The organism is Streptomyces sp. NPDC048419, assembly GCF_043200415.1.
Lineage (GTDB): Bacteria > Actinomycetota > Actinomycetes > Streptomycetales > Streptomycetaceae > Streptomyces.
The window spans coordinates 156,380-178,737 of sequence record NZ_JBICXT010000004.1 but is presented as its reverse complement, the minus strand read 5'-3'; the positions used below and the strand labels follow the sequence as shown (position 1 = coordinate 178,737).

Here is a 22,358-nt window from a genome sequence, read left to right as displayed (position 1 = left end):
TGGTTCCTTCGGTTAGTTCGCGGAGTCGTTCTGCAGCCCGAAGCGGGCGCCCAGCCGGTAGGCGACGGAGACCAGCACGACGAGCAGGACGACCATCAGGACGCCCAGGGCGGCGAGGGTGGTGAACTGGCCGTTCTCGAACTGCTCCCAGATCAGCACCGACAGCACCTCCTTGCCGGGGCTGTAGAGCAGGATCGTGCTGGAGAGCTCGCGGAAGGACACGACGAGGATGTAGACCCAGCCGGCCATGATGCCGCCGCTCATCAGCGGCAGAACCACCCGCCGGAAGGTCTGGAACCAGGAGGCGCCCGACACCGCGGCCGACTCCTCCAGCTCCGGGGACATCTGCGCCATCGCCGACGAGGAGTAGCGCATGCCGTAGGGCAGATAGCGCGTGCAGTACGACACCAGCAGGATCAGCAGGGTGCCGTAGATCGGCAGCGGCATCCGCAGGTAGACGAACGACAGCGCGAGACCCAGGACCAGGCCGGGGATGACGATGGGCGTGAAGGCGAGCAGGTCGAGGACCCGCCGGCCGGGCGCCTTGGTGCGCAGCACCACCCAGGACACGATCGCGGTCAGGATCATCACCACGGTCGCCGCGCCCAGGCCGACGATCAGCGAGTTCTTCAGCGCCGTGAACGCCAGCGGCATGTTGAGGACCGTGCGGTAGTTGGCCAGCGTCATCTGGCTGATCGTCTTGTGCGTCGGCGCCGCGTAGTACTTCAGCAGCGAGGCGTAGACGAGGACGGCGACCGGCAGGACGACGGTGAGCAGGAAGTAGAGGATCACTCCCGCGCCCACGAAGGGCCTGGCGCGGCCCAGTTCGACCGGGCGCGGCCGGAAGGCCTTGCCGGTCACCGTCTGGAAGTTGCGCGAGGAGCGCTGCAGCCACGTCGAGAGCAGCACGCCCACGGCGGCGATGACGAGCAGACCGATGGCGTACGCTCCGGCCGCTCCGTAGTCGACGGGGTAGGCCCGCAGCACGAAGTAGATGCGGCTGGTGAAGACGTAGATGCCGTTCTGCAGTCCGAGCAGGCCCGGGACCTCGAAGCTCTCCAGGGACTGCACGAACATCAGCAGCGCCGCCGAGATCATCGCAGGGCGCAGCAGCGGTACCGTGACCCGGCGCAGCACAGTGAGCCGGCTCGCCCCCGACATGGCGGCGGACTCCTCCAGCGAGGGGTCCATCGCGCGGAAGGCGGCGACCATGAGCAGGAACGCGACCGGCGCGAGATGCAGCCCCTGCACCCAGATCATGCCCCACACGCTGTAGATGTTGATCGGCGAGGAGCCGAACAGGGGCTTGAACACGAGGGCGTTGAGCAGTCCACTGGACGGGTCGCCCAGGAAGATCCACGAGGTGGCGTACAGAATGCCGGGGACGATCAGCGGCACCAGCGAGGCGGCGAAGAACAGCGCCTTGAACGGCGTGTCCGTGCGCACCTGGATGTAGGCCAGCGCGGTGCCGAGGACGAGGGCCAGCGCGGCCGCGCCGATCGCGAACCACAGCGAGTTGAGCATCATCTCGCCGGACTGCGAATTGCCGCCGTAGGCCCGGGAGAAGGCGCCGAAGGAGACACCGCTGCCGTCGGCGCTCAGGAACGTGTCGTGGATGAGGTAGCCCAGCGGCACGACCGCGAGGTAGCCGACGATGATCACGGCGCCGCCGACCAGCAGCCCCTGGAGGGACAGCGGGCGCTTCAGCAGCCGGACGAGCCTGCCGGGCCGGGCGGCATCGGGTGGTTCCGGTGCCGGCGCGGGGCCGGGACCGTCGTCACGTGAGGTGGTGGTCGGTACGAGGGTCATCGGCCGTCACTTCCCCACGGACGCGGCACCGCGCAGCAGTGCGTCGTACTTCTTGTCCCAGCTGCCGTCGTCCTTGCTCAGGCCCTTGACGTCGAAGGGCACGAGCGTGATGCCGTTCAGGCTCTTGTCGCCGGGGACCTTCGTGGACGGCGTGAGACCGAGCTTGACCAGCTCCTTCTGGCCGTCGGTGAGCAGCCAGTCGTAGAACAGCCAGGCGGCGGCCGGGTGCTGGGCGTCCTTGATCATGCCAACGCCGTTGGGCCGGCCGAAGGCGGGGATCGACGACGTGCCGCTCTTCGGCAGATGGGACACGGGGGCGCCCTTCTCGGCGGCGCGGTCCGTGATGTACGTGTAGTTCATCGCCTCCATGGGCGTCTGGCCCGCGGTGAGGAACTGCATCATCGTCGTGTGGCCCTTGGCCACCTTGGAGTTGGCGACGATGTCCTTCCACAGCTTGTCGACCTCGGCCTGCGACTTGCCGTGGTCCAGCCAGTACTTGGTGACGTTCTCGAACCAGTCGCTGTCGCTGACCTCGAGAGTGATCTTGCCCTTGTACTTGGGCAGCGCCAGGTCCTCCCAACTGTGCGGCTCCTGGCCGGGCTTGATCAGGTCGGTGTTCCAGGCGGGCTGGAAGACGTTGAAGCGGCTCGCCGTCCAGTGCTTGAACTTGCCGGTGGGCTCGACCTTTGCGAGGGCCGAGCCGTTGAAGTCGGCCAGGATCTTGTTGTCGGAGAGTGCGGTCATCTCCAGGAAGTTGGTCTCCACCGCGTCGGCCCCGGCCTTCCCGGCCTGGGCCTCCTGCATGGCCCGCTGGAGCACCGTCTCGGAGTTGCCGCGGAAGACGCTGACATGGATGCCGTACTTCTTCTGGAAGGCATCGGCGACCGGCGTCGCGATGTCCGCGGTCATCGACGTGTAGAGGGAGAGCGTGCTGCCCTCCTTCTTGGCCAGCTCCTCGGCCTTGGCGCGCTGTTGGTCCTTGGGGAGGCCGGCTATCTGCGTGTAGACGCCGCTGGCCTTGGCGTTGGAGGCGGTGGTGACGGCACCGCCGCATCCGGTGGTGACGGCCGCGACCAGCAGCACGGCCACGGCGAGGGTGGTGTTACGGGTGCTCATGCGGTGCTCTCCTGGAGAGATGCGATCGGGGGTGTGCGGTCAGCCCGCCGCGGGGACGCCGCGCAACAGCGCGTCGTAGGCGGTGTTCCATTTCTTGGTGTCGGTCTCGGCTGTCTTCGAGAGGCTGTAGGTCTTGGTGCCTGCCGGGATCGGGTCCTTGTAGCCGGGCACCTGCTTGGCCGCGGGGATGCGCAGCGACTCTGCGATGACCTTCTGGCCGGCGCCGAGCACCCAGTCGGTCCACAGCAGCGCGGCCGCGGGGTGCCGGGCGCGGGCCATCAGGGCCACGCCGTTGGGGCGCAGGATCACCGGCTCGACGGCCGGGCGCCAGGCGACCGGCGCGCCCTTCTCGGCGGCCTTGTCGACGGTGTGACTGTAGACCGAGAGGGCCACCGCGAACTGCCCGGCGCTGAGCAGTTCGCCCTGCACGGTGTGGCCCTTGACCACCTTCACGTTGGTGGCGATCTTCTTGAACAGGGCGTCCGCGTCGGCGTCGGACATCCCCTTCTCCTCGGTCAGGTACGTGTGCATCGACGCGTACCAGTCCCAGTCGCCGACCTCGACGGAGAGCTTGCCCTTCCACTTGGGGTCGGCGAAGTCCGCGAAGTCGGTGGGCTCCTCGCCCTTCTTGACCTGGTTGGTGTTCCAGCCGACGACGAAGGCGTTGAAGCGCTCGGCGGTCCAGCCGCCGAGGTTCTTCGCGGCGTCCTTCAGGTTCGCCTCGGCAGGTCCCTGGTAGGCGTGCAGCAGGTGCTGGGCGTCCAGGGCGCGCAGTTCGAGGTCGTTGGTGTCCATCACGTCGTTCTGCGGCTTGTTCGCGTCGTTCTCCTGGACGGCCCGCTGCAGCACCGTCTCCGAGTTGGCCCGGAAGGCGTGCACCTTGACGCCGGGGTAGGCCTTCTGGAACGCGTCGACGAGGTCCTGGATGTCGGTGTTGGAGGTGTAGAGGTCCAGCGTGCCGCCCTCGCTCTTGGCGTCGGCCAGCAGCTTGTCCGTGCGCTTGGTTCCGGTGAGCGACTCGTAGGGGGCGTAGGGGTTCTTCTCGGGAGCGGAGCCGGCCGCGTTCGTGGTGGTGGGGGAGCCACCGCAGCCGGTGAGGACCAGACCCGCGGCCAGCAGGCCGGCGGGGAGAGCACCTTGACGCATCGCACACTCCTTGGACGAGGCGAACTGCTCGTGGTGCGGACGGAAAAGCACAGAGTGTGGGGGACCGCGGCCGGCCGACGGTGGGACGGGGAGGTCGTCGGGGGCCGGTGAACGCTTTGCGGATCACGTCCGACCGTGTCGGGTTCCCTGCATAAAACAGCAGGATCGGTCTTATGGTCTAACCACCGGACCAGAGCTTTGCCTTATTGTTACGAGCGGGGGTCCGGCGGATTTACAGGACCGGGCCGGGTGCCCCGGGACGGGCACCCGGCGGCTCAGCGGGGGTCCTGGCCGAAGACGAGCGACTTGATGGTGACCGGGACCGTGCCGGACGGTAAACGCAGCCGGCCGATGTCGACGTAGTCGAAGTCGCGCAGGCTCAGTCCGTCGATGACGAGCACGTCCCCGGTGACGTCCAGCTCCTCGCGCAGCAGCCGGCCGAGGGTCATGGCGACGTCCCCGTCGAGCACGACGTACAGCGGCAGCCCCGCGGCCGTCCGCTCGGCGACGGCGTCCCTGATGCCCCGGGCGAAGGGCAGCAGGCGCTCGTGGCTCGGCAGCCCGCTCCACGACAGGGCGAGCGCGATGTCCGCGCCGGTCTGCGTGACGTCGAGGGCGACCAGGTGCCGGCGGATCGCGGCTTCGACCTCCGCCGCGTCCACCACCTCCCCGAGCTCGTGGAGCGGCCGCACGACCTGCAGATTACGGCGCGGCAGCAGCGCGTCCGGGTCCGAGACGCAGCCCGTGTTGCCGCTGAGCTGGACGCTGTACTCCGAGGCCCCGAGCGCAGTGGCCCGGATGCACTCGCCCGCGGGCAGCAGGGGATAGGGCAGCGCGCCCGAGCCGACGCGCCGGCGCAGCGCGTGGCCCAGCCGGCGGCCCAGATCACCGAAGTCGGTGTCCTCACGGCCGTAGACGTACTCGGCGACCCCGCCCGAGAACATCACCCCGTCGATCGGGCCGGGGCCGGGCAGCGGGTCGGTGAGATACAGGTCGCGGACTTCGGCGGGCGGCTCGTCGTCGGTGACGGCCGCGACCAGCGCGTCCGCCATCGACTCCGCCACCACCGTCAGCTCCGCGCCGGTGACCGTGTCCCCGGTCTTCCAGGTGAACCCGGCGCGGGCGGCGTGCCCGGCCCCGGCCGGGTCGAGCCGGACGATACGGCCCGTGTCGTCGACCACCTGGAGGCGCCCGCCGATGTGCACGGCCGCGGTCGCGGTGACCCGGCCGTGGTCGAGCACGGCGAGCTTGGTGGTCCCGCCGCCGATGTCGACGTTCAGGATGCGACGGCCGCTCTCGTAGGACGCCTGCGCCGCGCCCGAGCCGTAGGCGGCGAGCATCGCCTCCATGTGGTGGCCGGCGCTCGCGTTCACCAGCTCGCCGCCGCGCTCGGCGAGAATGCCCGCGATGGCCTCGGCGTTGCGGCGGCGCAGCGCCTCACCGGTGAGGATGACGACACCGGTGTCCACGTCGGCAGGCTCGACGTCCGCCTCGCGGTAGGCCGCGTCGATGATCGAGCCGAGCACCGGCGCGTCGATGTGCTCGTCGTCGGCGTAGGGCGTGAGCTCCACCGGCGAGCGGTGCAGGGTCTCGCGCCGCACCACGAGGTAACGGCTCGTCAAGTCCTCGCTGATGCGCCGCAGATGAAGCCGCGAGAAGACGACCTGGGTGCCGGAGGAGCCGATGTCCATGCCGACGCTGTGCAGCGTGACGTTGTCCTGCTGCCAGATCGGGTTGTCCTCCAGCGCCCCGTAGTCCTCGTCGTCGTGCAGATGGTCGTGGTCGGGGAGGTACGCCGAGTGAACCGTGCGCACCCCGTCGTCATGGTCGTGTCTTTCGGTGTGCGGCACAGTCCCGCTCCTCGATGGACGTCGCGTGGGTCAGACGGTGGCGGGCTGCTCCGGCAGCGGCGGCAGCGTGGCGAGCTCGGCCTCGTAGACGGCATCCATCCGCGGCTCCATGCCGTGCTTGGCGAGCGCCTCGCGGAAGGTCTCGCGCACATACGGCGACTCGTCCGCGTAGTCGATCTGGTCGCCGCCGATGCGCTTGCTGATCCAGGCCTTCGGCACGCCCTGGGCGTTGCGCACGGAGACCACCTCGTGCTTGAAGGCGAGGTAACGGCCGGGCTCGGTACCGGTGTTGAAGTGCTGGTGGAACCACATGTTGGGCGGCACGATCAGCGTGCCGGGCCCCCACTCGTAGCGGCGGGGCTCCTCGCCCTCCGGCCACATCAGGCTGTAGCCCTCGCCGGAGAGGATGATGACGTGGGCGCCCGGGCCGTGCCGATGGCCCTTCTTGTACGTGGCGGTCGGGAACTGTGAGATATGGCTGTTCATCGAGCCCTTGGCCATCGCGAACCGGATGTGCCCGCCGCCGGCGCCGCGCTCCTTCGCCTCGACCAGCGGCAGGTTGACCGCGTCGGCGACGAAGTTCGTGTCGAGCAGCAGACCCTTCTGCTCGCCCTTGGGGGAGAAGTAGTCGGGATCGCCGTCGAAGCGGTCCGGGAAGTCCCGCGGGGTGCCGAAGACGAATTCGGGATCGCCGTAGAGATTGATGACCGGCGGCATGTTCGTCGAGGAGACGAAGCGGGCAGCCTTGCGGCCGGAGCCGTTGAAGTGCTGGTGGTGGGCGTTGAGCGGGATGGCGAAGATCGATCCGGCCTGCCACTCGAAGCTGACCTCGGCGCCGGAGTCGTTCCAGACCTTGGTCGAGCCCTGGCCCTCGAGGACGAGGATCATCTCCTCGAACAGCTGCCGCTGCGGGGCGAGCTTGCCGCCCGCCGGGATCTCGCAGACGTAGCAGTCGTTGGAGGTGCGGGTGGCCTCGTGGTTGATGAACACGCCCCGGCCGCCGCGCCGTTCCCACGGCTTCAGCTCGACGGTGCGCAGGTCGGGTATGTAGTGGGCGGCGATGATCTCCAGGCCTTCGGCGGCCACCCAGCGCGTGTACGGGGAGTCCTTCTCGGTGGCGAACTTCGCCGCCAGGGTGTCGTTGACGATCGCGTCCTTGGCCATGCGGGCCCTTCCCGGTCGGCTCGTTCAGCACGACATGTGCTGACATTCACAGGGGGTGGATTGGTAGAACCATAAGGCCACCCCTGAGAGCCGTCAACGAGTCGTGCCCAGTCGCCTTCGACCTTGATCGGCCACGTCGGCCGCGGCTTCGGCGGCGGCGTCCGGATCCAGATAGCGACCGCCGCGCACGAGCGGCACCAGGTCCTCGCCCAGGTCGTACCGCAGGGGCAGGCCCGTCGGGATGTTGAGGTCCAGCAACTCCTCGCGGCCGAGGCGGTCGAGGTGGGCGGCCAGTGCCCGCAGCGAGTTGCTGTGCGCGACGACCAGTACGGTCCGGCCCGCGCGCAGATCGGGCACGACGGCGTCGTGCCAGTACGGCAGCAGCCGGGCGGTGACGTCGGCGAGCGACTCGGTGCGCGGCAGCAGCTCACGGGGCAGGTCCGGGTAACGCCCGTCGTGCGCCACGTCCCCGGTGCCGCCCTCGGGTGCGGGCGGTGGCGCCGCGTCGTAGGAGCGACGCCACAGCCGGAAGCGCTCCTCGCCGAACTCCCGCAGGATCTCGCTCTTCTCGCGGCCCTGGAGGGCGCCGTAGTGACGCTCGTTGAGCCGCCAGTGCCGGGTGATCGGGGCCCAGGAGCCGACGGCTTCCATGGCCAGTGCCGCGGTGCGCGCCGCGCGGGTCAGGACGGACGTGTGCACCGACTGCGGCAGCAGTCCGGCCGTGCGCAGCGACTGCCCGCTGTCACGGGCCTGGTCCTCGCCGCGCGAGGTCAGGTCCACATCGATCCAGCCGGTGAACAGGTTCTTGGAGTTCCACGCGCTCTCACCGTGGCGCAGAAGGATCAGCGTTCGCATGCCGCCGATTGTGACCCCGCGTCCGGTCTCTTGTTTCGCGTTCTCCAGATCTGGTCTAATGGACAGACCACCGGACCGGGAAAGTGGCCCCGACGGCCTGCCCGTCCGCAGTGGATCCACCGATCGCGAGAGGAAACAGGGACCTTGCCCAAGGTGATCTTCGTCGGCAGTGACGGTCCCGAGTACACCGTCGATGCCACGGTCGGGGACTCGGTCATGACGGCCGCGGTGCAGAACGGCGTTCCGGGGATCGTCGCCGAATGCGGCGGCAACCAGTCCTGCGCCACCTGCCATGTCTGGGTGCGCGAGGAGTTCGCGCAACTCGTCGGCCCGCCCGGCGACATGGAGGAGGACCTCCTCGACCTCGCCGTGGCCGAGCGTCGCGACACCAGCCGGCTGTCGTGCCAGATCCGCGTCACCCCGGAGCTCGGCGGCCTGACCGTCGACATCCCCCCGGAGCAGCCCTGACCGCGCCGCCCCGTTCAGCACCGACGTCCACGACCCGGCCACGGGTCAGTACCTGAAAGGGAAACGGCTGTGCTCAGGAAAGACATCAACGAACTGCTCACCCAGACCGGTCCGGGAACGCCCATGGGCGAGCTGTTCCGCCAGTACTGGATCCCCGCACTGCTCGCCGAGGAACTTCCGGACGACGACTGCCCGCCCGTGCGCGTCAAGCTCCTGTCGGAGCGCATGGTCGCCTTCCGCGACAGCGAGGGACGCTACGGCCTGGTCGACGAGTTCTGCGCCCACCGCGGCGCCTCCCTCTGGTTCGGCCGCAACGAGGGCTCCGGACTGCGCTGCCCGTACCACGGCTGGAAGTACGACATCACCGGCCAGTGCATCGAGGTGCCCTCCGAGGCCGACAACAGCAGCTTCTGCCAGAACGTCCAGCTCACCTCGTACCCGCTGGTCCGGATCGGCGACGTGCTGTGGACCTACATGGGCGACCGCGCCACCCAGCCCCCGCTGCCCGAGTTCGAGTGGGTGCACGTCCCGGCGGAGCAGACCTACACCTCCAAGCGCTGGCAGCAGTGCAACTGGCTGCAGGCCTTCGAGGGCGGTATCGACTCCAGCCACGTCACGTTCCTGCACTCCGGCGGCCTGAAGACCGACCCGCTGTTCCGGGGAGCCAAGGGCAACGAGTACAACATGAAGGACACCAAGCCCTTCTTCGAGGTCGCCGACAGCGAGGGCGGGCTCTTCGTCGGCGCCCGGCGCAACGCCGAGGAGGGCAAGTACTACTGGCGGATCACGCCCTATGTGATGCCGGCGTTCACCATGGTCCCGCCGCGCGGCGACCACCCCGTGCACGGCCACTTCTGGGTGCCGATCGACGACGAGAACTGCTGGACGTACTCCTTCGACTACCACCCCGTGCGCGCGCTCACCGAGACCGAGCGGCAGGCGATGATCGACGGCCACGGCGTGCACAGCAAGAACATCCCGGGCACCTACCGGCCGATGGCCAACATGGACAACGACTACCTGATCGACCGTGAGGCGCAGAGGCGCGGCGAGACCTACTCCGGCGTGGCCGGCATCGCCATGCAGGACGCCTCGCTGCAGGAGAGCATGGGCCCCGTCGTCGACCGCAGCAAGGAACGGCTCGTGCCCGCGGACAGCGGGATCATCAAGGCCCGCCAGAAGCTGCGCAAGGCCGCCGTCGCCCTGCGCGACGAGGGTGTAGTCCCGCCCGGGGTGAACCCCGAGCACCACCAGGTGCGTTCGGCGGCCGTGGTCCTGCCGCAGGCCGAGTCCTTCCTGGACTCCTGCCGTGACGCGGTCAAGGTGACGCCCGGCGTCCCGCAGGCCTCGGTGTGACATGACGACACCCGCCATGCAGTTGAGCGAGAGCGCCCGCGCGGCCTCGGCGAGCGAGTCCCGGTACCGGATCGACGTACCGATCCGGCCGGCCCGCTCCGCCCGTGTCGTCGCGCTCGACGAGAGGGCGGCGGCCGTCGCCCGCCGGCTGGCCGGACGGCCCTGGGCCCATGCCCGCTTCTACACCAGCGACGGCGACGCGCGACTGCACGAACTCGACGGCACCGCCGTCCCGTTGGAACAGGTGCTCACCGGCACCGACGTGGTCGTCGTGCTCGCCACCGAGGACGGTGGCCGGGCGGCCGCGGCCGCGATCGGCCGGATCTGCGGCCGGCGCGGCATCACCACCGCCGGAGTGGTCCTGGGCGACGGCTTCGAGGCGGACGACGCGGTCGCCGCGCTGCGGCCGTACGCCCGCGTCCTGCTGCTCTCCGCCGACGAGGGCGACGCCTTCGAACTGCTCACCGCACTCAGGGTCTAGGAGGCCGGGCACATGTCCGACAAGGTCACGCTGCGCGGTCTGCGGCGGATGAAGGAGGAGCGCCGCAAGATCGTCGGCGTCGTCGCCTGGGACTACCAGATCGCGCGCATCGTGGACCGGGCGGGAGTGGAACTGGTCTCCGTCGGCGACACCGTCGGCGTGAACCTGTGGGGCCATTCCAACCCCTTCGAGGTGACGATGGACGAGATGCTCGTCGTCGCCAAGGCGGTGCGGCGCGGTGTCCAACGGGCCCTGGTCAGCGTCGACTTCCCGTTCGGCCCGCTCCAGGAGGGCACCGACAGCGCCGTCCGGGCGGCGGTCCGGTTCGTCAAGGAGGCCGGGGTCGACCTGGTCAAGCTCGACGCCGCCGCCGACTTCCCCGAGGCCGTCGAGGCGATCACGCGCGCCGGCATCCCGGTGTTCGCGCAGTTCGGCATCACCCCGCAGACCGCGCTGCGCTACGGCGTCGAGTACAACGCGATCCCTTCCTCCGCCGACCAGGTGCCGGAGGCCATGCAGGACGCGATGGTCGCCGAGGCCAAGCGGCTCGAGGAGGCCGGTGCGGTCCTGCTGAACTTCACCAACTCCGGCCCGGTGGTGGGTGCGGCGGTCGCCGCGGCCGTCTCGGTGCCCGTGGTCGGCGGCTTCGGCGGCGGGCCCTGGCTCGATGGCCGGATGCGGATGGCCCACGCGGCCATCGGCTACGCCGCCTCGTCGCTGGACGACCCGCCCGAGACCTACGCCGACGTCGCCCGGACCACGCTCGACGCGATCACCGCGTACGCGGCGGACGTACGGGCCGCACGCCAGGTCGCCGGCGGTGTCCCCGTCCCGCCGGCGACCTGAACCCCGGCCTCACGAAGGGAGCACGAACCGTGCCCACGGCCGTCATCGACGCCATCCCCACCCGCTACGAAGTCACCGGCTCGGGACCGCCCTTGCTGATGTTCTCGCCCGGCGGCTTCGACTCGAGCCTGGAGAGCTGGCGCACGGTGGGCGTCTACCGCCGACTGCGCCTGCTGGACCACCTCTCCGAGAAATTCACCTGCATCACCTTCGACCGGCGCGAGTCGGGCCGCTCCGGCGGCCGCCTGGAACGCGTCTCCTGGGCGTCCTACGTTCGCCAGGGCGTGGGCCTGCTCGACCATCTCGGCATCGAGCGCGCCCACTTGATGGGCGGCTGCGTCGGCTGCTCGACCGTGGCGTCGGTCGCGGTGGCCCACCCCGAGCGCGTACTGAGCATGGTCCTGTACTCGCCCGCCGGCGGCGTCAAGTACCGCATGAAGCAGCACGAACGCTTCGAACGCCACCTTGCCTACGTCGACGAGCACGGCCCTGAGGCGGTGGTGGCGCTGGCCCGGAGCACGAAGGCGGGCTTCACGAAGGACCCCCGGGTCGGCCCCTGGGCCCAAGTGATCCGCCACGACGCGGAGTTCGCGGCCGAGTACGCCCGGACCGACCCCGCCCGCTACCGGACGACCGTGTCCGGCATGGCAAGACTGCTGTTCGACCGCGACACGGTGCCGGGCCCCGAACCCGAGGACCTGCTGCGCCTGGACGTGCCGGCCCTGATCGTGCCGGGCCAGGACACCTCACACGCACCGTCGGCCGCGCGGTACCTGCAGGAATGCCTGCCGGACACCGAGTACTGGGACGTGCCGGTGGCCGAACAGACGGAAGAGACCGCGCCGGAACGGGTGTTGGAGTTCCTGGCCCGGTCGTAGACGCGAGAAGGGCGCGACCGGCGGCGGGGAGCCGCGGTCGCGCCCGTGCCGTTCAGCCCCGGGAGGCGAGCGCTTCCAGCTCGGCGATCTGCTCCAGCCGCCGAGCATGCACACCCCCGTTGAACGGCGTCGTCAGCCACACCTGGACGATCTCCTCGGCCACGTCCGGCGTGAGCACCTTCGCCGCGAGGACCAGGACGTTGGAGTCGTTGTTGCCGCGGGAGATGCGGGTGCTCCAGAGGTCGTGGCAGAGGCCGGCCCGGATGCCGCGGAGCTTGTTGCAGGCGATGGTCTCGCCGAGGCCACTGCCGCCGAGGACGATGCCGCGGTCGGCGGCGCCCTCGGTCACCTGCCGGCAGACGTCCGCGCACAGCGGCGGGTAGTCGACCGTTTCGTCGGAGTGGCTGCCCCGGTCGTCGACGGTGTGCCCGGCGGCCGTGAGCCAGGCGGTGAGCCGGGTCTTGAGGGCGAAGCCGTTGTGGTCGGCGGCGATGGCGATGCGCATCTGTGTCCCTTCGGCGGACGAGCGGGTCCGGTGGTCGGCGCCCGGATCAGGCGGTGAGCGAGAGAGTCAGGCGGTTAGCGTGCGTGTCGTCTCCGCGAACAACCCGTCCAGCGGCAGGGGCCGTTCGAGAATCCGCTGATCGACCGCGTGCCGCATCAGCCCCTCCAGGACGGCCAGGTTGGGCTCGATCCCGTACGGCAGTGGATCCGCACCGTCCGTGACCTCCATGACCCGCCGGTACATACGGTCGGTGGGGGAGTCGCCCCCGGTGTCCTGCCGCCGCAGCCGATCCACGTACAACTTCTTGGCGCGGGCGAACGCGTCGAAGACATCTGCCCCCAACTCCGGGCGCTCGGTGAGCAGTTCGTTCCTGATCACCACCAGGTGATTGATCGGGTACAGCCCCTGCTCGCGCAGCGCCGTGAACCCGGCCTCCTCCGGATCGGGGATCAGCGGAGCGAGCGCCGGTGACTCGGGCCGCGGTCCGATCACCGCCGCCAGGTCGCCGTCGATCAGCGACTCCTCCAGGGTGCGCCCGGGCTCCAGCGGGACGACGTTCGACGGCGGCCGGAACTCCGCCACATGCTCGTCGCCCGAGAGCACCCACGTGACCTTGCCGAGGTCGACGCCGTACTCCTCGCTGAGGACCGCACGCGCCCAGACGCCCGTGGTGACCGTGTAGCCCCGGCTGACGCCGACCCGCCGGCCCTCCAGGTCCTTGGGCTCACTTACGTCCGACGCCGGGTCGTGGAAGATCGCGCCGTGGTGGAAGCCGCGTACCAGAAACGTGGGCACGGCCGTGAAGCGGGCGCCGTGCGCCTTCGCCACCAGATACGTGGTCAGCGCCATCTCGCTGACGTCGAACTCGTTCCCGCGCACCATCCGCCGGAACGCCTGCACCAGAACCGGCACTTCCTCGAACTCGAACCTGAAGCCGTGGGGCGTCACCGCCCCGGTCTTGAGCGCCTCGTTGTTGCCCTGGGTGCGGGTCACTGTCCTGAGCTGAGGTATCACCATGCGCCGAAAGGTAGCATGGTTAGTCCATTCGTCCATAGACTGTCGCTCCAGCGGGACACACCCCGAACGTGAGGAGACGACGTCATGGCGGAACAGGTACTGGCGGCCGTGCGAACCGCACCCGGCCGGACCGAACTGCGGGAGTTCCCGATGCCGGACATACCCGACGACGGAGCCCTGCTGAAAGTGGAGGTCGCCGGGATCTGCGGCACCGACGTGAAGATGTACGGCAAGCCGCCCTTCGCCGACCCGGTGATCATGGGCCACGAGAACGTCGGCGTGATCGCGAAGGCCGGCCGGACCTTCACCGAGCGCAAGGGCCTCGCCGAGGGCGACCGCATCTTCGTCGAGCACTACGTCGGCTGCTTCCGCTGCGAGTGGTGCCACCGGGGCGAGTACCGCCACTGCGAGGCCACCGACTGGCGCACCAATCCCGACGCCCGCCGCTACGGCTACACCTCGGCGGACAACCCGTACCACCTGTGGGGCGGTTTCGCGCAGTACCTCTACCTGCCGTGGAACTCGGTGACGCACCGCGTGCAGGACGGCGTCTCGGCCGAACTCGCGGGCCTGGTCACGCCGTTGTCGAACGGCATCGAGTGGGCGCTGGTCACCGCGGGCGTCGGCTACGCCTCCACCGTCCTGATCCAGGGACCCGGCCAGCAGGGTCTGTCCCAGGTCGTGGCCTGCAAGCAGGCGGGCGCCTCCCTCATCATCGTCACCGGCACCACCAAGGACGCCGCCCGTCTGTCCCTGGCCCGGGAGCTGGGCGCCGACCACGTCATCGACGTGACGCAGCAGGACGCGCTCGCCCGCATCCTGGAGATCACCGGCGGCCGTGGCGTCGACGTGGTCCTGGACTGCACCGCGGGCGCCGGTACCGCACCCGTCCTGCTCGGCATCGACGCGCTCAAGCGGCGCGAGGGCACCATGGTCGCCCAGGGCGAGCTGGCCGCCTTCCCCGACTTCCCCATGAAGAAGCTGACCGAGAAGTCCATCGCGCTCAAGAGCGCCCGCGGCCACAGCTACCGCGCCTGCGAACTCGCCCTGGAACAGCTCGCGTCGGGTCGATTCCCGCTGGAGAAGCTGAGCACCCACAGCTTCCCGCTCGCCGAGGCCGACCGTGCCATCCGCACCGTCGGCGGCGAGAGCGGCGAGGACGCCGTGCACGTCTCCCTGCTGCCCTGGGCGGCGGCATGAGCATCGTCGTCCGCAACCCCCGGCGTGCCGACCGCGCCACCGTCGACGCCCTCGCCGGGTTCGGCGTCGCCACCGTCCACGAGGCCCGGTCCCGCACCGGCCTGCTCGACCCCGCGCTACGGCCCGTCTGGCCGGGCGCGCGCATCGCCGGCACCGCGGTGACCGTCAGCGTGCCGCCCGCCGACAACTGGATGCTCCATGTCGCGGTGGAGCAGTGCCGCGACGGCGACGTCCTCGTCGTGGCCCCCTCCTCCCCTTCCGAGGCGGGCTACTTCGGCGATCTGCTCGCCACGGCCGTCGCCGCACGCGGTGTGCGCGGCCTGGTCATCGACGCCGGCTGCCGCGACGTCGCCGGCCTCAGGGAGATGGGCTTCCCCGTGTGGGCGCGGCACGTCAGCGCCTTCGGCACGGTCAAGGAGACCCTCGGCGACGTGAACACCCCGATCGTCTGCGCCGGGCAATGGATCTCACCCGGTGACGTGATCGTCGCCGACGACGACGGCGTGGTGGTGGTGCCCCGGCTCGAGGCGGCCACCGTGCTCGCCGCGTCCCGGGCCCGCGAGGAGCGGGAGGCGAGCGTCCGCAAGCGCTACGCGAGCGGCGAACTGGGCCTGGACATCAACGACATGCGCGAGCGACTGGCCCGCAAGGGCCTGACCTACGTCGACCAGGAGCCGACCGGTGATCATTGACATCCACGGCCACTACACGACCGCCCCGCCACAGCACCAGGCTTTCCGCGACGCCCAGTTGGCCCGGCTCGCCGACCCCTCGCTCCCGGCCCCGCAACCCTCGGACATCAGCGACGACGCGCTCCGGGAGAGCGTCGGGAACAACCAGCTGAAGGTGCTCCGGGAACGCGGCGCCGACCTCATGCTCTTCTCGCCCAAGGCCTCCGGCATGGAGCACCACGTCCCGGACGCGGCCACCGCCCGCGACTGGGCACGCGCGAGCAACGACCTCGTGCACCGGGTCACCGGCCTGTTCCCCGAGCACTTCGCGGCCGTCTGCCAGTTGCCCCAGACCGCCGGCGGCCCGCTCGGCGACGCGGTCGCCGAACTGCGCCGTTGCGTGGAGACCTTGGGCTTCGTCGGCTGCAACCTCAACCCCGACCCGTCCGGCGGCCACTGGAACTCGCCGCCGCTGACGGACCCGTACTGGTTCCCCCTGTACGAGACGATGGCCGAGCTGGACGTGCCCGCGATGATCCATGTCTCGACGTCCTGCAACCCCAACTTCCATACACTGGGCGCCCATTACCTCAACGCGGACACCTCCGCGTTCATGCAGTTCGTCGAGGGCGACCTGTTCGCCCGCTTCCCCACGCTCAAGTTCGTGATCCCGCACGGCGGCGGCGCGGTGCCGTACCACTGGGGCCGCTACCGCGGACTGGCGGTCCGGATGGGCCGTCCCGACCCGGCCAGGCACCTCATGGACAACGTCTTCTTCGACACCTGCGTGTACCACCAGCCGGGTATCGATCTCCTGCAACGGGTAGTCGGCGCGGACAACATCCTGTTCGCCTCGGAGATGCTGGGCGCGGTCCGCGGGGTCGACCCGGACACCGGGATCGCCTGGGACGACACCAAGCAGTACGTCGACCGGGCCGGCCTCACCGACACACAGCGGCACCAGGTCTTCGAGGCCAACGCACGGCGCGTGTACCCGCGCCTGGACGCACGACTCACGGCGGAAGGCAGGTAACTCCACCCATGGCACGGCTCCCCCTCACCTTCGCCTGCGGCGACTACGACCGCACACGCGCCCTCGAAGAGGGCACGGTCCGCCCCGACGGCATCGAGCTGACGTATCTGCGGCTGCCCGTGGAGGAGACCTTCTTCCGGATGATGCGCCACCAGGAGTTCGAGGTGGCGGAGATGTCCCTGTCCTCGTACGTGGTGTCCCTGCGCGCCGATCCGTCACCCTTCGTGGCCCTGCCGGTCTTCACCTCGCGCATGTTCCGCCACGGCGCCCTGTACTGCCACGCCGACTCCGGCATCGCCACCCCCGAGGACCTGCGCGGCAAGCGGATCGGCACCCCCGAGTACCAGCTGACCGCCTGCGTGTGGATGCGCGGCATCCTCGGCGACCGGCACGACGTGCCCTTCGACTCGGTCAGCTACCTCACCGGCGGCCAGGAGACCCCGGGCCGCATCGAGAAGGCGGGCGTCGACCTGCCGGACTCGCTGCGCATCAGCCGCATCCCCGAGGACCGCACCCTGGCGCACATGCTCGCGGAGGGCGAGATCGACGCGCTGTGCACGCCCCGCGTACCGAGCCCGTTCGTCGCCGGGGACCCGCGCGTGCGCCGGGTGTTCCCGGACGTCGTCGCCGCAGAGAAGGAGTACTACGCGGCGACCGGCATCTTCCCGGTCATGCACGTCGTGGTGATCCGCCGCGACGTCTACGACCGCCACCGCTGGGTCGCGCAGTCCCTGTACAAGGCGCTCCTGGCGGCCAAGGAGGCCGCGTACGAGAGCCTCTACGACACCTCGGCCCTGCGCTTCATGCTGCCCTGGCTGACCCCCCAGCTGGAGGAGGCGCGGTCCCTGATGGGCCGGGACTACTGGTCCTACGGGGTCGAGGGAAACCGCGAGACCCTGTCGACGTTCCTGCGCTACCACCACGAGCAGGGGCTGTCGGCGCGGCGGTGGGAGCCCGAGGAGCTGTTCGCCCCCGAGTCGCTGGAAGCAGCCGTGATCTGACGCGCCGACGCGAAAGGCCGGCGGGAGGGCATCGCGCCCCTCCCGCCGGCCGGAGTCGTGTTCAGGCCGAGGTCACCGCGTCGGCACGGGCGGTGAGCAGGGTCTTGAGCGGCGTCCCGGCGTCGGCCGCCGGCGCGGCCGGGACGGTCCGTCCGTCGGTGAGGGCCTTGCGGACCGCCATGTAGTCGGCGGGGTTGTTCACCGCGTCGGCCGCCAGCAGTTCACCCCGGCGGTAGTACAGGACCGAGAAGCGTTCGTCGGCCGGCTCGCCCCGCACCACGTACTCGTCGTACCCGCTCGACAGCCCGGCGATCTGGAGCTTCAGATCGCCCTGGTACGACCAGAACCAGGGCACCGGGGGGTTCGGCACGGGCCTGCCGAGCATTGTGGCGGCGGCGGCCGTCGCCTGCGCCACGGCGTTCTGCACCGACTCCAGCCGCACGCGGCCCACTCCGGTGAGCGGATGCGGCTGGGCCGTGCAGTCCCCGGCGGCGACGACGTGGGGATTGCTGGTGCGGGCGCAGGCGTCGACGACGATGCCGCCCTCGCACTCAAGGCCCAGCTGCTCGGCGAGTTCGGTGCGGGGGACGACGCCGACCCCGACCAGCACCAGGTCGGCGGGCAGCGCCCTGCCGTCGGCCAGCCGCACCGCGCTCACCCGCCCGTCGACGCCGTCGAAGCCGGTGACACCGGTCGACAGCAGCACCCGGCTGCCGCGCCGCCGATGAGCCTGGAGATAGAACTCGGAGACCACCGGCGCGACCGCGCGTGCGATCAACCGGTCCGCCGCCTCCACCACGGTGACGTCCTTGCCCTGGTCACGGGCCACGGCGGCCGCCTCCAGCCCGATGAACCCGCCGCCGACGACCACGACCCGGGAGGCGGAGGCGAGCCGGGTGCGCAGTTCGGCGGCGTCGTCGCGGTCGCGCAGCGAGCAGATGCCGTCGAGTCCGGACCCGGGGACGTCGAGCCGCCGGGGCCCGGCGCCGACGGTGAGGGCCAGCCGGTCGAAGGGCAGCGCGCGCCCGCCGGCCGTCCGCGCTGTTCCGGAGCCCGGCCGGCCCGAGGCGTCGAGGGCGATCCCGGTGACGCGCTCCCCGCTGACGAGGTCGATGCCCGCGTCGGCGTAGTAGGCGGGGGCCCGGAACGCCAGTGACTCGACGTCCGTCCGGCCGGCCAGGAACTCCTTGGACAGGGGCGGCCGCTGATAGGGTGCATGGCTCTCCTCGCCCACGAGTGTGATCGGCGCCGTGTCTCCCAACTGCCGAAGGGAGACGGCCAGTTGGAGTCCGGCCTGGCTGGCGCCGACGATGAGCGTTCCGCCCGTCATTGCGTGACCCCTCTCGATCACTGGCTAATGTCATACCATTATACCAAGGGGGAGGGTAAACAGAAGTGCGGGCCGCGAACGCCTCGGTTCCCGGCCCGCACTCGACTGTTTCGGCTAGCCCTTCGACGGCATCACTGTCACGTCCGCCGCGCGCACCCACTCGACGCGGTGGCCGTACTGGATCTCGTAGTAGAGGTCCTTGCCCCGCACCACCTTGTGCGAGTCGGTGGTGAAGGTGACCGCGTAGTAGTACTCGCCCGGCATCACGTCACCGACCACGTACTTCTGCCCCTTGGGCAGGGTGTACGGCAGCGGGGACACCGACTGGACGGGCACCCCCGCCGGATAGGCCGACGCCTCCGGGTAGGCGCGCCCGTACACCGGGACGCTGTCCACGCCGGGCTTGGGTGTCACCACGAAGCCGGACGCGTTCACCGCGTTCGGGTCCTTCCTCGGGTTCTTGAACCACGCCTTCTGGCCGAGGTACCAGATCGCCGTCCAGCCGCCGTGGCGACCGGCGACCGCGTACTGCTGGCCGGTGGAGACCCGCGAGGCCACGTCGTTGACGTCGATCGTCGAGGCGCCGGTGCCGTGCAGACCGACGTCCTTGATCAGGGGCGAGCTCTCGTCGTGGTCGGAGTAGAGCCGCACCTCACTGCTGCCGTGCGCCGCGCAGGGCTGGTCCTTGGTGACGCAGCCGGTGTACTCCGGCTGGTTGGACGCGTAGTCCGGCAGGATCGTGACCACTCCGCCGCTCTTGCCTGCGGTGCGCTTGAAGGGGTGGCCCAGCAGGTCGAAGTAGTGCCGCCAGTCCCAGTACGGGCCGGGGTCGGTGTGCATGCCGGGGATGGTCGAGGTCGTCGGTCCCGGCACGTTCTCGTGGCCGAGGATGTGCTGCCGGTCCAGCGGGATGCCGTACTTCGCGGCGAGATACCTCACCAGCCGCGCCGAGGAGCGGTACATCGCCTCCGTGTACCAGGCGTCCGGCGAGACGAGGAAGCCCTCGTGCTCCAGGCCGATCGACTTGGCGTTGACGTACCAGTTGCCCGCGTGCCAGGCCACGTCCTTGGCCTTCACATGCTGGGCGATGAGCCCGTCGGTGGAGCGCAGGGTGTAGTTCCACGACACATAGGTCGGGTCCTGGATCAGATTGAGCACGCCGTCCCAGGCGCCCTCGGTGTCATGGATGACGATGTACTTGATGCTCTGCGACGCCGGGCGGTCGCCCAGGTCGTGGTTGCCGTAGTCGTTGTCCCCGAACTGCGCGTACGGCGCCGGGATCCACTCGCAGGACACCGACTTCGGGCATTCGGTGCCCGCGTCCGAGACCGTGCGCAGGCCGGTCTCCTTGAGCTGCGCGGTGTCGGGGGTGAGACCCGGCCGGGCGGCCAGGGCGACCTGCTGGCCCGCGTCCGTGACGCGCTCCTCGCCGGTGCGGATCACGTCGTAGACGTCGTTGGCGTACGCCGCCGCCGTGGCCGTGTCGTCGGCGCCCGAGAAGCGGGCCACCGCGCCGTACCAGTCCGCTGGGTTCGCGCTCAGCGGCTCGCCGAGACCTTTCTGCGCGGCGGCCAGCAGCGCGGCACCGCCCGCCACGTTCGCCGCGGGGTCGGTACGCAGCTGCTCGTCGCTCAACCCGGTCAGGCCCGCCGCCTTCGGCAACGTCTTGAGCCGGGCCGGGAGTTGGGAGTTCTTCGGCACCTTCGTGTCCGGGTGCAGGGCGGCGCGCGCCGAGTCGCCGCGGGCGTCCTCCGTGCCCTCGCTGTGGTGCGAGGAGGCGGCGAGCGCGGTGCGGGCGTCGGTGAGGTGCATCGGGCCGTAGCCGCCGCTCACGCTCGGCGCGCCCGCGTGCGTGTCCCAGCGGGACTGCAGATACGAGACGCCCAGCAGCACGCTCTGCGGCACGTGGTACTTGGCGGAGGCGGAGTCGAACGCCGACTGGAGCCGGTTCGCGGCGGACGGCTGGGCGTCGGACGGGGCGGCGCCGAGCAGCGGCAGCAGCAGGGCCGCCGTCGCGAGGGCGCCGACGGTTCTGCGGGCGCGTCTGTGGCCGGATGCGGACGTGGGGTCGGTGGCGGATCCTCGCAATGCAGCCTCCTGGGACGAACGAGCGTGGCGGGGCTTGCAGGGCCGGGCGGTGGGTCAGTGGTACCGGCTGGCCGACGATCCGTCAATCATGCCCAGAGACAGAAGATTTCCCATGTCAACACGAGGATGGAGGAGTTTCGCGGCGGCGACATGTGGGCCTGCGGGGCGTCAGTGGCGTACACCAATGGCCCCTTGCGAAAGTTTTTGCCGGAGGTTGCCGAGCGGTCCGCGCATACGAAAGGCCCGCGGTGCGCTCCCTCCGGGCGCACCGCGGACCTTCGCCCCCCGTCAGCGAGTGCCGACCGCCGCGCGCACGGCCCGGCGGGCCAGCTGGCAGTCGTCGTGCAGCCGCCTGAGCAGCAGCCGCTGTTCCTCGCCGGACGGCGCAGCACCCGGGTGGGCCGTGCCCGGTGCCGCCGCGGTCGTGTCGTGCATCGAACGCTGCACGGCCGTCTCGTAGGTGCGGATCTCACGCGTGAGCACCAGCATCAGGTTCACCAGGAACGCGTCCCGCGAGGCCGGGCCCGCCGACTGCGCGATCTGGCTGATCTGACGGCGGGCCACCGGCGCGTCCCCGAGCACCGACCACAGCGTGGCCAGGTCGTAGCCCGGCAGGTACCAGCCCGCGTGCTCCCAGTCCACCAGCACTGGACCGGCCGGTGAGAGCAGGATGTTCGAGAGCAGGGCGTCGCCGTGGCAGAACTGGCCCATGCCCTGCCGGCCCGCCGAATGCGCGATGCCGTGCACCAGCTTCTGCAGGTCGCCCATGTCGCGGTCGGTGAGCAGACCCAGCTCGTGGTAGCGGGAGATACGGGCCGCGTAGTCGAGCGGGGCGTCGAAGGTGCCGGCCGGCGGCCGCCACGCGTTCAGCCGGCAGATCGCACCGAGCGCCATGCTGATGTCGGCGCGGGGCGGGGCCTCGGCCGGGTGCCGCTGCAGCGCCGCCACCCGTCCCGGCATCCGCTCGATGACCAGTGTGCAGTTGTCCGGGTCCGCCGCGATCAGCCTCGGCACCCGCACGGGCGGGCGGTGCCGGACGAACGAGCGGTAGGCAGCTATTTCGTGGCGGATCCGCTCGGCCCACGCGGGGGATTGGTCCAGTAAACACTTGGCGACGGCCGTGCTGCGCCCGGTCGTGCCGACCAGGAGCACGGAGCGGCCACTGCGGCGCAGCACCTGGACCGGAGCGAACTCCGGGCAGATCCGGTGCACCGACGCGATCGCCGTACGCAGCTGGGCGCCCTGGGGGCCGGACAAGTCGAGTCTCCCGCTGAGCGGTTGGGTGCCGGTCCCTGCCGCGCGCCGCGGCCGGCCGGTGCCGAGCGCGGGGGCCGCGGGACGGGCTCCGGGGTCGAGGTAGGGGCCGCTGCCGGCCGGGCGGGGGCGCAGCGACCGGGGCGGGGCGGACACGGAGGACGATGCTGCGTACATGGGCGAAACAGATCCCTTCGTGTGCCTGCGAGACATTGCGCTGCCCGGCCCGGACCCTCGGGTGCACCCTGGGGAATGCCCCTCGGCAACCGGGTCGGGGTGGCGCGTTCCTA

20 protein-coding genes are annotated in these 22,358 nt (G+C 70.5%); 9 read left to right on the top strand and 11 right to left on the bottom strand.

Annotated elements, in window-relative coordinates; genetic code table 11:
* Window positions 1-12: 12 nt before the first annotated feature.
* The 6 genes from ACGFYN_RS11075 to ACGFYN_RS11050 all read right to left on the bottom strand — a co-directional run bounded on the left by ACGFYN_RS11075 (window position 13) and on the right by ACGFYN_RS11050 (window position 7,940).
* A complete protein-coding gene (locus ACGFYN_RS11075) occupies window positions 13-1,809 on the bottom strand; it encodes an ABC transporter permease (protein ID WP_393865490.1) in 1,797 nt (598 codons plus the stop codon).
* Between the two features lie 6 nt (window positions 1,810-1,815).
* Window positions 1,816-2,925 (bottom strand): ABC transporter substrate-binding protein, encoded by a 1,110-nt coding sequence (locus ACGFYN_RS11070; RefSeq protein WP_393865489.1) that lies wholly within the window; start codon window positions 2,923-2,925, stop codon window positions 1,816-1,818.
* A gap of 39 nt (window positions 2,926-2,964) precedes the next feature.
* The gene (locus ACGFYN_RS11065) at window positions 2,965-4,071 is read right to left on the bottom strand and encodes an ABC transporter substrate-binding protein (RefSeq protein ID WP_393865488.1); all 1,107 of its coding nucleotides are present in this window, start codon (window positions 4,069-4,071) and stop codon (window positions 2,965-2,967) included.
* A 275-nt stretch (window positions 4,072-4,346) separates the two neighbouring features.
* Complete coding sequence (locus tag ACGFYN_RS11060; protein ID WP_393865487.1) at window positions 4,347-5,921, bottom strand: ethanolamine ammonia-lyase reactivating factor EutA; 1,575 nt, start codon at window positions 5,919-5,921, stop codon at window positions 4,347-4,349.
* 30 nt (window positions 5,922-5,951) lie between these two features.
* A complete protein-coding gene (locus ACGFYN_RS11055) occupies window positions 5,952-7,085 on the bottom strand; it encodes an ethanolamine ammonia lyase-activating protein (protein WP_393865486.1) in 1,134 nt (377 codons plus the stop codon).
* A gap of 93 nt (window positions 7,086-7,178) precedes the next feature.
* On the bottom strand, window positions 7,179-7,940 hold the full coding sequence (locus tag ACGFYN_RS11050) for a 2,3-diphosphoglycerate-dependent phosphoglycerate mutase (protein ID WP_393865485.1): 762 nt from the start codon (window positions 7,938-7,940) through the stop codon (window positions 7,179-7,181).
* A gap of 144 nt (window positions 7,941-8,084) precedes the next feature.
* Here ACGFYN_RS11050 and ACGFYN_RS11045 point away from each other — a divergent pair, with 144 nt between their 5' ends.
* The 5 genes from ACGFYN_RS11045 (at window position 8,085) to ACGFYN_RS11025 (ending at window position 11,969) form a co-directional block, all read left to right on the top strand.
* Window positions 8,085-8,408, top strand: coding sequence for a 2Fe-2S iron-sulfur cluster-binding protein (locus ACGFYN_RS11045; protein WP_393865484.1), 324 nt, complete (start codon window positions 8,085-8,087; stop codon window positions 8,406-8,408).
* A gap of 69 nt (window positions 8,409-8,477) precedes the next feature.
* Window positions 8,478-9,764 carry a Rieske 2Fe-2S domain-containing protein gene (locus tag ACGFYN_RS11040; RefSeq protein ID WP_393865483.1) on the top strand — a complete coding sequence of 429 codons (1,287 nt, stop codon included), beginning with the start codon at window positions 8,478-8,480 and terminating at the stop codon, window positions 9,762-9,764.
* Window position 9,765: 1 nt separating this feature from the next.
* Window positions 9,766-10,245 (top strand): 3-methyl-2-oxobutanoate hydroxymethyltransferase, encoded by a 480-nt coding sequence (locus ACGFYN_RS11035; RefSeq protein ID WP_393865482.1) that lies wholly within the window; start codon window positions 9,766-9,768, stop codon window positions 10,243-10,245.
* A gap of 12 nt (window positions 10,246-10,257) precedes the next feature.
* On the top strand, window positions 10,258-11,091 hold the full coding sequence (locus ACGFYN_RS11030) for a 3-methyl-2-oxobutanoate hydroxymethyltransferase (RefSeq protein ID WP_393865481.1): 834 nt from the start codon (window positions 10,258-10,260) through the stop codon (window positions 11,089-11,091).
* Between the two features lie 29 nt (window positions 11,092-11,120).
* A complete protein-coding gene (locus tag ACGFYN_RS11025) occupies window positions 11,121-11,969 on the top strand; it encodes an alpha/beta fold hydrolase (protein ID WP_393865480.1) in 849 nt (282 codons plus the stop codon).
* 52 nt (window positions 11,970-12,021) lie between these two features.
* On the opposite strand, the gene rpiB is transcribed toward ACGFYN_RS11025, so the two are convergent.
* Both rpiB and ACGFYN_RS11015 read right to left on the bottom strand, forming a co-directional pair.
* Window positions 12,022-12,474: a ribose 5-phosphate isomerase B gene (gene rpiB / locus ACGFYN_RS11020; protein WP_393865479.1), complete on the bottom strand. Its 453-nt coding sequence runs from the start codon at window positions 12,472-12,474 to the stop codon at window positions 12,022-12,024.
* A 66-nt stretch (window positions 12,475-12,540) separates the two neighbouring features.
* Window positions 12,541-13,491, bottom strand: coding sequence for an ABC transporter substrate-binding protein (locus tag ACGFYN_RS11015; RefSeq protein ID WP_393865478.1), 951 nt, complete (start codon window positions 13,489-13,491; stop codon window positions 12,541-12,543).
* A gap of 84 nt (window positions 13,492-13,575) precedes the next feature.
* Between ACGFYN_RS11015 and ACGFYN_RS11010 the strand changes: the two genes are divergently transcribed.
* Genes ACGFYN_RS11010 through ACGFYN_RS10995 form a run of 4 tightly spaced genes read left to right on the top strand, consistent with a single transcriptional unit; the run spans window position 13,576 to window position 17,396 of the window.
* On the top strand, window positions 13,576-14,691 hold the full coding sequence (locus ACGFYN_RS11010) for a zinc-binding dehydrogenase (protein WP_393865477.1): 1,116 nt from the start codon (window positions 13,576-13,578) through the stop codon (window positions 14,689-14,691).
* Window positions 14,688-15,383: a 4-carboxy-4-hydroxy-2-oxoadipate aldolase/oxaloacetate decarboxylase gene (locus ACGFYN_RS11005; RefSeq protein ID WP_393865476.1), complete on the top strand. Its 696-nt coding sequence runs from the start codon at window positions 14,688-14,690 to the stop codon at window positions 15,381-15,383. The genes ACGFYN_RS11010 and ACGFYN_RS11005 overlap by 4 nt, the downstream gene beginning before the upstream one ends.
* Complete coding sequence (locus tag ACGFYN_RS11000; protein WP_393865475.1) at window positions 15,373-16,395, top strand: amidohydrolase family protein; 1,023 nt, start codon at window positions 15,373-15,375, stop codon at window positions 16,393-16,395. The genes ACGFYN_RS11005 and ACGFYN_RS11000 overlap by 11 nt, the downstream gene beginning before the upstream one ends.
* A gap of 8 nt (window positions 16,396-16,403) precedes the next feature.
* Window positions 16,404-17,396, top strand: coding sequence for an ABC transporter substrate-binding protein (locus ACGFYN_RS10995; protein WP_393865474.1), 993 nt, complete (start codon window positions 16,404-16,406; stop codon window positions 17,394-17,396).
* 61 nt (window positions 17,397-17,457) lie between these two features.
* Here ACGFYN_RS10995 and ACGFYN_RS10990 read toward each other — a convergent pair whose 3' ends face one another.
* From ACGFYN_RS10990 to ACGFYN_RS10980, 3 genes are all read right to left on the bottom strand, one after another.
* Entirely contained in the window at window positions 17,458-18,726 is a 1,269-nt protein-coding gene (locus ACGFYN_RS10990) for an NAD(P)/FAD-dependent oxidoreductase (protein ID WP_393865473.1), read from the bottom strand.
* Between the two features lie 114 nt (window positions 18,727-18,840).
* Window positions 18,841-20,814, bottom strand: coding sequence for an N-acetylmuramoyl-L-alanine amidase (locus ACGFYN_RS10985; protein ID WP_393865472.1), 1,974 nt, complete (start codon window positions 20,812-20,814; stop codon window positions 18,841-18,843).
* Between the two features lie 288 nt (window positions 20,815-21,102).
* A complete protein-coding gene (locus ACGFYN_RS10980) occupies window positions 21,103-22,245 on the bottom strand; it encodes an aminoglycoside phosphotransferase family protein (protein WP_393865471.1) in 1,143 nt (380 codons plus the stop codon).
* Between the last annotated feature and the right edge of the window lie 113 nt (window positions 22,246-22,358).